Annotated in this window: 9 protein-coding genes; 5 read left to right on the top strand and 4 right to left on the bottom strand. The window is 61.2% G+C overall.

Features of this window, described 5'->3' with window-relative positions:
- Positions 1-134 precede the first annotated feature (134 nt).
- Positions 135-1715: a DHA2 family efflux MFS transporter permease subunit gene (locus tag QEO92_RS17165; RefSeq protein WP_227703818.1), complete on the bottom strand. Its 1581-nt coding sequence runs from the start codon at positions 1713-1715 to the stop codon at positions 135-137.
- A gap of 17 nt (positions 1716-1732) precedes the next feature.
- Positions 1733-2947: an HlyD family secretion protein gene (locus QEO92_RS17170; protein ID WP_227703819.1), complete on the bottom strand. Its 1215-nt coding sequence runs from the start codon at positions 2945-2947 to the stop codon at positions 1733-1735.
- Between the two features lie 134 nt (positions 2948-3081).
- On the opposite strand from QEO92_RS17170, the gene QEO92_RS17175 reads away from it, so the two are divergent.
- Positions 3082-3783: a TetR/AcrR family transcriptional regulator gene (locus QEO92_RS17175; RefSeq protein ID WP_227703820.1), complete on the top strand. Its 702-nt coding sequence runs from the start codon at positions 3082-3084 to the stop codon at positions 3781-3783.
- A 98-nt stretch (positions 3784-3881) separates the two neighbouring features.
- On the top strand, positions 3882-4637 hold the full coding sequence (locus QEO92_RS17180) for a TerC family protein (protein ID WP_037155767.1): 756 nt from the start codon (positions 3882-3884) through the stop codon (positions 4635-4637).
- 95 nt (positions 4638-4732) lie between these two features.
- Here QEO92_RS17180 and QEO92_RS17185 read toward each other — a convergent pair whose 3' ends face one another.
- Positions 4733-5278 (bottom strand): glutathione peroxidase, encoded by a 546-nt coding sequence (locus tag QEO92_RS17185; protein ID WP_227703821.1) that lies wholly within the window; start codon positions 5276-5278, stop codon positions 4733-4735.
- 193 nt (positions 5279-5471) lie between these two features.
- Here QEO92_RS17185 and QEO92_RS17190 point away from each other — a divergent pair, with 193 nt between their 5' ends.
- From QEO92_RS17190 to lysS, 3 genes are all read left to right on the top strand, one after another.
- Positions 5472-7244, top strand: coding sequence for an SLC13 family permease (locus QEO92_RS17190; protein ID WP_227703822.1), 1773 nt, complete (start codon positions 5472-5474; stop codon positions 7242-7244).
- A gap of 131 nt (positions 7245-7375) precedes the next feature.
- Positions 7376-8833 (top strand): glutamate--tRNA ligase, encoded by a 1458-nt coding sequence (gene gltX / locus QEO92_RS17195; protein WP_227703823.1) that lies wholly within the window; start codon positions 7376-7378, stop codon positions 8831-8833.
- Between the two features lie 163 nt (positions 8834-8996).
- A complete protein-coding gene (gene lysS / locus QEO92_RS17200) occupies positions 8997-10493 on the top strand; it encodes a lysine--tRNA ligase (protein ID WP_037155757.1) in 1497 nt (498 codons plus the stop codon).
- A 212-nt stretch (positions 10494-10705) separates the two neighbouring features.
- Here the strand turns inward: lysS and QEO92_RS17205 are convergent, their stop codons facing one another.
- Entirely contained in the window at positions 10706-12058 is a 1353-nt protein-coding gene (locus QEO92_RS17205) for a hypothetical protein (protein WP_227703824.1), read from the bottom strand.
- Between the last annotated feature and the right edge of the window lie 93 nt (positions 12059-12151).

A 12151-nucleotide genomic window follows, 5' to 3' on the forward strand; every position in this document is an offset into this window, starting at 1 on the left:
TTTGAGGTACGTAAATCAGAATTTACCGAAGGTGTCGGAAAACAGCCCTCCGACAGGGGGCCAGGTCACCGGTCGACAGGAAAAAGGGCCGCCACTTCAAGCGGCGACCCCTTTCCGGCGGTGGAGGGCTGTGATCAGTGGCCGCCTCCACCGGCTCCGGCTGGCCGCGCGGGTTTGGCAATCAGGAAGACGAAGAAGATGAGGCTGCCGAAAAGCACGGTCAGCAGCAGGAAAACGTCCGCGAAGGACAAGAGCCAGGACTGCTGGGTGATCATTCCGGAAAGCCTCTGCAGGGCAGCCGCGCTGCCGTCGAAACCATAGGAATTGTAGTTGGCGCCGACGCTGTCGAGCCAGCTCATCGCAGCCGGGTTACCGTAATTGACGTGCTCGGAGAGCCGGGCATAGTGTTCGTCCGTCCGCTGGGTCAGCATGGTGTTGATGATCGCCAGCCCCACCGCGCCCCCGAGATTGCGGGTCAGGTTGAAGAGGCCGGAAGCGCCCTGGATGCGCTGCGGCGCGAGCGTGCCGAGCGCGATATTGTTGATCGGCACCATGCACATCATCATCGAGGCCCCGCGCAGGATCTGCGGCAGGAACAGTTCCCAGAAATCCCAGTCTTCCGTAATTCCCGTCATCAGCCAGGTGCCGAGGGCGAAGCCGACAAAGCCGACCGCCATCAGCACCCTGAGATCGAGGAGGTTCGTCAGGCGCCCGACAATCGGCGCGGAGACGAACATGGCAAGCCCGGAGACGAACATGGTCTCGCCGATCATCAGGGAATCATAGCCCCGGATGCGTCCCAGATAGAGCGGATAGAGATAGGTGAGACCGTAGAGGCCGACGCCCATCACGAAGGAGAAAAGCGAACCGAAGGCGAAGTTGGCATTGCTGAAGGCCCTGAGATCCACGACCGGGAACTCGACCCTGAAGGCGCGCCAGAAGAACACCACGGCGCCGACGAAGATCATCACCGTGCCGATGACGATACGCTCGTCGCCGAACCAGTCCTTGTTGTTACCCTCCTCGAGCACGTATTCGAGCGACCCCAGGAACACGGCCATGGAGAAAAGCCCCCACCAGTCGAACTTCTTCCAGAGCTGCATCTGGGGCTTGTCGAAGTCGATCAGGCTCCAGGCGGCGGCCGTCACGAGGATGCCCGGGATGATGTTGACGAGGAAAAGCCAGTGCCAGGAAAAGGCGTGCGACAGATAGCCGCCGACCGTCGGCCCGATCGTCGGCGCGAGCGTTGCGACAAGGCCGATGATCGGCGAGACGATGCTGCGCTTCGAGGGCGGGAAGATGGTGAAGGCGGCTGCGAAGACCGAGGGGATCATGCCGCCGCCGATAAAGCCCTGAAGCGCCCGGTAGACGATCATCTGCTCGATATTGGTGGCAGTGGCGCAGAGCGCGCTCGCCATCGTGAAGCCGCCCGCGCAGATGGTGAAAAGCACGCGCGTCGAAAGAATCCGCGCCAGCGTTCCCGACAGCGGGATCATGATCACTTCGGCGATCAGGTAGGAAGTCTGCACCCAGGCGACTTCGTCCGAGCCGGCGGAAAGGCCGGCCTGGATCTCGGCGAGCGAGGCCGAGACGATCTGGATGTCGAGGATCGACATGAACATGCCGAAGACCATCGCGAAGAAAGCGATGACCTTGCGTCTGTCCATCGGTGGGTCGACGGATATAGCACCCGCCGCGGCCGTTGCAGTTGCCATGGCCGTTCTCCGTAGGTTTATTTTGCAGCGACCGCGTTGCTGTCGGCGGGAGCCGTTCGGGTGTCGACGTCGACGACGACGCTCAAACCGGCCCTCAGATGCTCGCGCTCCAGGACGTCCTTCGGGATCGAGATCCGCACCGGCACGCGCTGTACGACCTTGGTGAAATTGCCCGTGGCGTTTTCAGGCGGAAGCAGGGAGAAGACCGAACCGGAAGCAGGCGCGATCGAAACGACCGTACCCGTGACCGTGTGATCGTCGAAGGCATCGACATGCACGCGGACCTTGGAGCCCGGCTGCAGGTGGCCGATCTGGGTTTCCTTGAAATTCGCGTCGATATAAAGCTCGGTGAGCGGCACCAGAGAGGCCAGCCGCTTGCCGGCGGTGACCAGATCGCCCGTCTGGACGGCGAGATTGCCGATGACACCATCATAAGGCGCCTTCAGGACCGTGAAATCCAGGTCGCGCTGGGCCTGGTCGCGGGCAATCTCCTCAGCACGGACATCGTTGACCGCTTCCTTGCGCTGCGCCTGCAAGAGGCCGAGATTGGCCTCCGCGGAAGCAACGGCCGCCTGACCGGCGACCAGATCGGCACGGGCCTTTTCGAGCGCGACCTCTGCATTGTCGAGGTCGGCGGTCGTACCCACGGATTTTGCGGCCAGTTCCGCCTGGCGCTTCTGGGTTATTTCGGCACCGCGAACGGCCGCTTCAAGCGCGCCCTGCTGGGCCTTGGCCTGCTCGATCGCCGCCTTGCCGCCAACGATCTGCGCATCGATGCGCGATATCGCGAGATTGGCGGATTCGACGGCTGCTGCGGCCTTTTCGAGCGCCAGCCTGTAATCGCCGTCGTCAAGTGTCACAAGCGGATCGCCCGCTTTGACGGACTGGTTTTCGACGACATTCACCTTGGCAACGTAACCTGATACCTTGGGAGAAATGACGGCGATATCGCCTTCCACATAAGCGTCATCGGTCGAAACGAGGAAGCGGCCATCGGTCCACCAGTCATAACCATACCAGGCTGCGCCGCCCAGAAGAGCAAGCCCGATGATCGGCAGCAGGAAACCGCGCTTCTTCTTTGCGGGCGCCTTCTGATCTGCCGGCGCCAGGATCGCTTCCGCCGCCGCAGGCTTTTCTGCAGCAGGATTCTCCTCGCGCGCTTTGGCTTCGGCAGGACCCGCATTGTCCGTCGTCACGGCGCGCAGTGCGCCGGCGTTTTGGGAGACCGTCATTTTTCTATTACCGTCTTGGGAGTGCAGTCTTTCATCGAACCGTTCGGTTCAGTGAGCTTGACATAGACCTTTCCATGGCACATATCAAGAGCAATCGAACCACTCGGTTCGAAAAGATTAAAGAAGGCATTAAAATGTCCAAACAGACAGGGAAGCTGGCAATATCCGATCCTGGCCCGGCCGGGCGTTTCGCGGCGGGCGAGGACCCGGCGAAACGGGAACAGATCATCGATGGCGCGAAGGCCGTCTTCATGAAGCTCGGCTTCGATGCGGCGAGCATGAACGACATTACCCGCGAGGCCGGTGTCTCGAAGGGAACGATCTACGTCTATTTCCAGAACAAAGAACATCTCTTCACCGCAATGGTTGCGCGCGAGCGCGAGCGTATCACCACGAGGATGCGCGACATTCTTGAAGGCAGCGAGGAGGTCGAGGACGGGCTTTATCATTTCGGCGTGGGCTTCGCCGCGCATATCACCTCGCCTCAGGTGATCAATGCGATGCGCACCGTAATCGGTGTCGCCGACCGGATGCCGAGCCTCTGTCGGCATTTCTTCAATTCCCCCTCGGTGAACGTGCGGACGGTTCTGGACGACTTCATCAGGCGGCATGTGGCGCTCGGGAACCTGAAGGCCGAAGATACCGATCTGGCAGCTCGCCAGTTCATCGACATGACGAGCGGCACCTTCTTCAAGTTCCGCCTGTTTGGCGATATCGACGACGTGCCGCCGCGGGAGGAACTGGACCATGTCGTCAGGGGCGCGATCCGGGTGTTCATGGCGGCCTATGGCGCCCATGACACGTCAGTGAATGCGAAAACGGTAGAACACGCCTGATTTCAGGAGGTTGTTGCACAACCTCCTCTTGTCTTTGCGTTTCCACTTCTTAAATCGGTCGGGCAATTACGCCCTGAGATTGAGAAAAGGAGATGTGGATGGACATTGCAGCGCTCGTAGCAGACCCGGCGGCCTGGGTAGCGCTCGTTACTCTTGTGGTCATGGAGGTCGTGCTCGGCATCGACAACCTGATCTTCATCTCCATCCTCACCAACAAGCTGCCGGCCGAGCATCGCGTCAAAGCCCGCCGCATCGGTATCGGGCTCGCGCTCATCATGCGGCTCGCGCTGCTCGGCACCATCGCCTGGATCGTCCAGCTGACCACCCCGATCTTCGAAGCCTTCGGCCACGGTTTCTCGTGGAAGGATCTGATCCTGATCGCCGGCGGTCTTTTCCTCGTCTGGAAGGCTACCAAGGAAATCCACCACAATGTCGATCCGGCCGATCACAACGAGGATTTCATCGCAAGCTCGGCAACCACGGGCTTCGCGGCTGCTATCGGCCAGATCCTGCTTCTCGACCTCGTCTTCTCGATCGACAGCATCATTACCGCCGTCGGCATGACCGAGCATTTGCCGATCATGGTGACCGCCGTTGTTATCGCCGTGACCGTGATGCTGGTCGCCGCAACGCCGCTCGCCAACTTCATCGAGAAGAACCCGACGATCGTCATGCTGGCCCTCGCCTTCCTCCTGATGATCGGCACGACGCTGATTGCCGACGGCATGGGCTTCCATGTGCCGAAGGGCTACGTTTACGCCGCCATGGCCTTCTCGGCGCTGGTCGAAGTGCTGAACATGCTGGCCCGCAACGGGAGACGGAAGAAGAAGGGCGAGCAGCAGACGCTGCATTGACGGAAAATCCGCCCCTCATCCCGCTGTTGCGACCTTCTCCCTATAAAGCGGGGAGAAGGTCAGGGTGAGGGCAGAGGCGAACGCCGAAGCTCTCCTCACCCCTTCGCCAGTTCCTTCTCGATCGCCGAAACGAGGCGGCTGTCTTCCGCTGTCACATCCGGCGCGAAACGGGCGACGATCTTGCCGTCGCGGCCGATCAGGAACTTCTCGAAGTTCCAGAGGATTTCCTGGTCGTCGGGAACCTCCATGCCATAACCGCGCAGGCGCTCCTTCATCGGACCATCCCCGGTCGTCGCCACGCCCGAACCGGTCAGTTCCTTGTAGAGCGGATGCTTGTCCTCGCCCTTCACCGAGATCTTCGAGAAGATCGGGAATTTGACGTCGTAGGTGAGCGTGCAGAACTCGACGATCTCGGTATCCGTACCCGGTTCCTGGCCCTTGAAATTGTTGGCCGGAAAGGCGGCGATGACGAACCCGTGCTGGCGCTTGTCCTCATAGAGCTTTTCGAGACCTTCGTATTGCTTGGTGAGCCCGCATTTGGAGGCGACATTGACGACCAGCATGACCTTGCCCTTATATTCGGACAGCGTCGTCTGGCGGCCGTCCGCCAGCTTGACCGGAATATCCAGAACGGCGCTCATCGGCAAATCTCCCTGAAATTGACAAAGCAGTAGGCGGACACAAACTATTCCAACAGTCATGCTTGTCCAGTGGACAGACATTGCCCGGCGGAACTTTAACCGGTCGGTGGGATTGATACGCCACCCGAAAGCGTCAATTCTTCTTTTTCGGCGGATGCTCATCCGTCGTTCAGCCTCAGAGCCGCCGGAGCCCATGACAACCGACCAGATTCTCGCCTTTACCGTCATCGCCATCATGATGGCGGTCTTCATCTGGGATCGCTTTCGCTATGACGTGGTTGCCTGCTGCGCCCTCGTGCTGGCAGTCACGCTCGGCATCGTGCCGGTCGACAAGGCTTTTTCCGGCTTTTCCGACGACATCGTCGTCATCGTCGGCAGCGCGTTGGTTGTCAGTGCAGGTGTGGCCCGCTCGGGGATCGTCGATACCGCCATCAAGAAATTCTTCCCGAACCTCAACACGCTGCCCACCCAGCTTGCGCTTCTGATGATCGTGGTGGCTGTGCTTTCCGCCTTCATCAAGAACATCGGAGCACTGGCGATCATGATGCCGGTAGCCTTTCAGTTTGCGCGCAAATCCGGCGCCTCGCCGTCCAAATACCTGATGCCCATCGCCTTTGCCGCCTTGCTTGGCGGCCTGATGACGCAGATCGGCACGTCTCCCAACATCGTCGTGTCGCGGCTGAGGAGCGAGCTCACCGGAACGCCCTTCACCATGTTCGATTTCACGCCGATGGGCGCAATCCTCACCATTGTCGGCATTACCTTTCTGCTCTTTTTCCACTGGCTGGTGCCGAGTCGGACGAAGCAGAACAATTCCATCGAGGAAGCGGTCGAGATTACCAACTATACGTCGGAAGTGTCGGTAACAGCGCAATCCTCCGTCCTGGACAAACCCATGAGCGAACTCTTGAAGCTCGGCGATGGCGAGGTGATCGCGACAGCCGTGCTGCGCGGCCCGGCCCGCATGTCACCCTTCCCCGATCTCGTGATGCGCGAAGGCGACGTGGCGCTTCTGGAAGGCCCGTCGAAGGCGCTCGATCGCATCGTCTCCGCAGGCAGACTGCAACTTTCCGGCAAGCCGCTGCGAGAAAAGGGGCAGGCCCAGCCCGACGTGATCTCCGTGGAGGCGATTATCTCGCAGGAATCGCCGCTCCGGGGGCTCTCCGCCAAGGAACTTGCGCTTTCCTACACGCGCGGCGTCAACCTTCTGGCCGTCAGCCGGCGCGGCGAACGGCTGAAGGAACGGCTCGGCGATCTCACGCTGATGGCAGGCGACGTGCTGGTGCTGCAGGGAAGCCGCAGGAACCTGCCGGGGGTGTTGCAGGATTTCTCGCTTCTGCCGCTCGCCCAGCGCGAGGTGCTGCTCGGCACGCATCGGCGCGCCTACGTTCCGCTCATCATCCTCGCGCTTGCGATGGCGACGACGGCGGTCGGTATTGCGCCGGTACCGGTCGCCTTCTTTGCCGCGGCACTTGGCATGGTCGTCTTCCGGGCAATCCCGCTTGCCGATATCTACAAGGCGGTCGACGGACCGATCCTCGTCATGCTCGCGGCGCTGATCCCGGTGTCGGATTCGCTTCGGAGCACCGGCGGCAGCGCGCTGATTGCGGGCTGGTTGGGCGATGTCGCGACGAATCTGCCCGCCTGGGGCGCGCTCGCGCTGATCCTTGTCACCGCCATGGCCGTGACGCCCTTCCTCAACAATGCAGCAACCGTCCTCGTCATGGGGCCGATCGCCGTCAGCTTCGCCACCAATCTCGGCTTCAAGCCGGAAGCCTTTCTCATGGCTGTGGCAATTGGCGCCGGCTCGGATTTCCTGACCCCCGTCGGCCATCAATGCAATACGCTGGTCTTCGGCCCCGGCGGCTACAAGTTCTCCGATTACCCGCGCCTCGGCCTGCCGTTGTCGTTTATCATCGTGCTCGTGAGCGTCCCGGCGCTGCTCTATATCTGGCCGGTAAGGTAGGGTTGCGCGGATATGCGGCCAAAAACCTTGACGCCTGCGATTGAATATGCGCTAAGGCCTGCCACAAATCCCGCATAGGCAAAAGCAGGTCCGCGCCTCGCATGACAGGCGCCAGAAATCGAGCATCATTCATGAACACACATGGCCCCCGCGTCCGTATTGCCCCCTCGCCTACCGGCGAACCGCATGTCGGCACCGTCTATATCGCCCTGTTCAACTATCTTTTCGCCAAAAAGATGGGCGGCGAATTCATCCTGCGCATCGAGGATACCGACGCCACCCGTTCGACGCCGGAATTCGAACAGAAGGTGCTGGACGCGCTGAAATGGACGGGGCTGACCTGGGCCGAAGGCCCGGATGTCGGCGGCCCCTATGGCCCCTACCGCCAGTCCGACCGCAAGGAAATGTACCAGCCCTACGCCCAGGAACTCCTGGACAAGGGCCATGCCTTCCGTTGCTTCTGCACGCCCGAGCGGCTGGAGCAGATGCGCGAGGCGCAGCGCGCCGCCGGCAAGCCGCCGAAATACGATGGTCTCTGCCTCCACCTGACGGCCGAGGAAGTTACGTCCAAGATGGCAGCGGGCGAAAGCTCGGTCATCCGCATGAAGATCCCGACCGAAGGCTCCTGCGATTTCCATGACGGCGTCTATGGCGATGTGTCCATCCCGTGGGACTCGGTCGACATGCAGGTGCTGATCAAGGGCGATGGCATGCCGACCTATCACATGGCGAACGTCATCGACGACCATCTGATGAAGATCACCCATGTGGCACGCGGCGAGGAATGGCTGGCCTCGGTGCCGAAGCACATCCTGCTCTACCGCTATTTCGAGTGGGAACAGCCGGTCTTCATGCACCTGTCCTTGATGCGCAATGCCGACAAGTCGAAGCTGTCGAAGCGCAAGAACCCGACGTCGATCTCCTACTATTCCGCGCTCGGCTACCTGCCGGAAGCGCTGATGAACTTCCTTGGCCTGTTCTTCATCCAGATCGCCGAGGGCGAGGAACTGCTGACCATGGACGAGCTCTGCGAAAAGTTCGATCCGGACAATCTTTCCAAGGCCGGCGCGATCTTCGACATCCAGAAGCTCGACTGGCTGAACGGCCGCTGGCTCCGCGAAAAACTTTCGCCGGAGGATTTCGTTGCCCGCACGCTCGAATGGGCGTCGGAGAACAACCGCCTGACGGAAGGCCTGAAACTGTCGCAGAGCCGCATTTCCAAGCTCGGCGAACTGCCACAGCTCGCAGGCTTCCTGCTTTCGAATGACGTCGGCTTGACGCCTGCCTCCTTCGCCGGCCTGAAGACCAGCCCGGCCGAGACGCTGGAGATCCTCAATACCGTTCAGGCCGATCTCGAAAAGCTCATGGAATGGAACGTCGAGACGATCGACGCCGAGCTGCGCGCCGTTTCCGACAAGTTGGCCAAGAAGCTGCGCGTCGTCACGCCGCCGCTCTTCGTCGCCATGTCGGGTTCGTCCCGCTCGCTGCCGCTGTTCGACTCGATGGCGCTGCTCGGCCGCTCGGTCGTGCGCCAGAGACTGAAAGTCGCCGCGACCGTGGTGGCTTCGATGGTGGGAAGCGGGAATTGAATTTAGGGTAATGCCCCTCATCCGCCTGCCGGCACCTTCTCCCCATAACAATGGGGAGAAGGACGCAAACCGCGGGCTCCCAGTCCCCTCTCCCCGCTTGCGGGGAGAGGGTTAGGGTGAGGGGCAAACGCAGAAAAAGCAGACCTGCGACAGGAATAGAACTATGACCGACACGAATACCGAAACCGCCCTCTCCTCCGACGCCACGCAGGTGCGCGCCCAGAAGCTCAAGCTGCTTCGCGAGCAGATCGGCGATGTCTATCCCGCCCATTTCCACCGGACAATCTCGAACGCGGAACTGGCCGAAAGATATGCCGGCGTCGAGCCGGACACGGAAACCGGCGATATCGTCACGGTGGCGGGGCGCGTCTACTCCTCGCGCAATTCCGGTATGTTCATGGACATCCGCGATGCAGGCGGCAAGGTGCAGATCTTCTCCCACAAGGACACCACGCCGGAAGAGGCCCGCGCGCTGCTGCCGATGATCGATATCGGCGACATCATCGGGGTGACCGGCGAGGTGCGGCGCACCAAGCGCGGCGAGCTGACGGTGAACGCCAAGGAAATCACCATGCTCACTAAGTCGCTGCTGCCGATGCCCGAAAAATGGCATGGCCTGTCGGATATAGAGACCCGCTACCGCAAGCGCCATCTCGACATCATGACGAACGAGGAGTCCAAGCTCCGCTTCCGTCAGCGTTCGAAGATCATCTCCGGCATCCGCCGCTTCATGGAGGACGAGAACTTCCTGGAGGTCGAGACGCCGATGCTGCATTCGGTCTATGGCGGTGCGACGGCCGAACCCTTCAAGACCCACCACAACACGCTGAAGCTCGACATGTACCTGCGCATCGCGCCGGAACTGTTCTTGAAGCGCACGCTGGTCTCCGGCCTCACCGACAAGGTGTTCGAGATCAACCGCAACTTCCGCAACGAAGGCGTCTCGACCCGGCACAATCCCGAATTCACCATGATGGAATGCTATTGGGCCTATGCCGACTATGAGGACGTCATGGGCCTTGTCGAGCGGCTCTTCGCGCATCTGGCGATGAGCATCCACGGCTCGACCGAGTTCAAGTTCGGCGACAAGGAAATCTCCTTCAAGGGTCCGTTCCGCCGCGTGCCGATGCCCGAGGCTGTCAGGGAGGCGACCGGCATCGACTTCCTTGCGATCAAGACGGACGAGGGAGCCCGCGCCGCCGCCAAGGCCGCCGGCTTCGAGGTCGAGAAGGACTGGACCTGGGGCGAATGCCTTGCCTTCATCTTCGAGGAGAAGGTGGAGGGCACGCTGATCCAGCCGGCCCACGTCACCCACTTCCCGAAGGACATCTCACCCTTTGCCAAGGAAGTTCCGGGCGAGCCGCGCCTCGTCGAGCGTTTCGAGACCTATTGCAACGCCTGGGAAATCGGCAACGCCTTTTCCGAACTCAACGACCCGGAAGAACAGCGCCGCCGCATGGTCGAACAGCTCGAGCAGGCGCACGCTCGCGGCGAGAAGGAAAAGCAGCTCGACGAGGAATTCCTCGATGCGATCGACCAGGGCATGCCGCCGGCCGGGGGCCTCGGCATCGGCGTCGACCGCCTGGTGATGCTGCTCACGGATTCGCCGTCGATCCGCGACGTCATTCTGTTCCCGGCAAGACGCGCCAAGGCGGATTGATTGGGAATGGTGGGCTTTGCAAACCCCTCACTTGCGATTTTCTAACACTTAGCTGCGCTAAGGTGTTGAATCGCTTTCTCTCCCGCAAGGGGAGAAATAGATATGCCGCACCGCCGCGAGTCTACCTCTCCCTTGGCGGGAGAGGTTACAAAATCAGCATCTTAGCATGGCTAAGTGCTAGATTTTGTTGGTGAGGGGGTATGCCCAAAAGCCTAGTGTACGTCCTTTTTCGACCCAGCCTCTGACGCTTCCCCTCCGGTCTTCGCCTCTTCCCCTCTGAGCTTCGCAAGCCAGGCGGCACCGGCAGCGTCCGCATCGTTGGCGTCGCCTGCCGGAGACGGTGCCGCCTCGGCATGCGCGGCCTCGGCGGAGTCGTGACCGGACCGGATTTCGTCAGCCTCCGTGCCCTTGGACCATTTCTTGCCGCCTTCCACAGCAGTCCCGGGTTCCGGCGCGGGTAGAGACGCCTCCGGGACAGGCCGGGCATCGGCTGAAGCTTCGTCATGAGACGCTTCGGGCTTTTCGTCTTCACCGCCCCCGAAGAGCATGTTCTTCACAGACGCGAAGAAACCCTCCTTTTCTTTCGACTGGGCCAAGGCGGGCTCGATGTGAGCGGCAGGCTGATTGCCATGAACTTCCGCTTTGGTCTCTGCGGGGGACGCAGCCTGATCGCCATGGTCTTCCCCGGCGGCTTCGCCATGTTCATCGGCAGGCGCGTCGTGCGCCTTAGCCGGAGCCGCGGCATGGGCGCTGCCTTCGCCCATTTGGCCCTCCGCCGGGGCTTCGTGACCTGAGCCGAAGATCATCCCTGTGATAGAGCTGAGCAATCCGCCGCTCTCCGCGGCCGCAGCTTCACCTCCTTCGCCATGGGCTTCGGCCGGCGCGCCGTGACCGTCTGAAGTTTCCCCATGTCCGCCGGCTTCACCATGACCACTGCCGCCTGCTTTCTCTCCATGTCCGTCGGCTGGCGCTCCGTGCTCACCGGCTGGAGCGACCGCTGCCGGATCAATGCAATCGGCCTTGTCGGTCAGGCTTGCAGTGAGGGCCTCGACGTCTTCCAGCGGCAGGTCGATGCGCATGCCGTAATATTCGCCGTTCGAATTGGGCGAACCATCGAGATAATAGGCCGAATAGATCTCGGCGTCGGCGCCTTCGGGCACTTTCTTGAGATCGGGAATATAGACGACCTGCGCACCGATCATGCGGCCACGCATCCGGGCGCGGTCCTGGGGGCCGGCCTTGTCGATCATTGCCACCTGGACGAGATCGGCCTTCTCCTTTTCCTGTACCGCTCGGGCAACACGCAGCGCCGTCTTGATGCGCGCGACGCCATCGCCGGACTGATCGCTGGTCACATATTTGCGGATCCAGTAGCGCTGATCGCGCCTGATCTTGATGGTTTCGAGAGCAGTGCATTCGAGGCCATTGATCTCCCGGTAGGAGGGGCCGAGAATCTTGTCCGTGCCGATGATGACCGCCGCAGTACCGCTGCCGCCACCGAGGACCACAATGCCGCCCATGATCAGGACGAGCGTCTTGGAAAACCGGAACTTCAGACCCTTCACTTGCCGAGCTCCGGCATAATCAACTCCATCTTACGCAGGACACCTATGGAATATCGGCGGGATATTCCCTCATTCTTCTTGAAGAAGCTTTAA

This window comes from Neorhizobium petrolearium, from assembly GCF_029854435.1.
GTDB lineage: Bacteria > Pseudomonadota > Alphaproteobacteria > Rhizobiales > Rhizobiaceae > Neorhizobium > Neorhizobium petrolearium.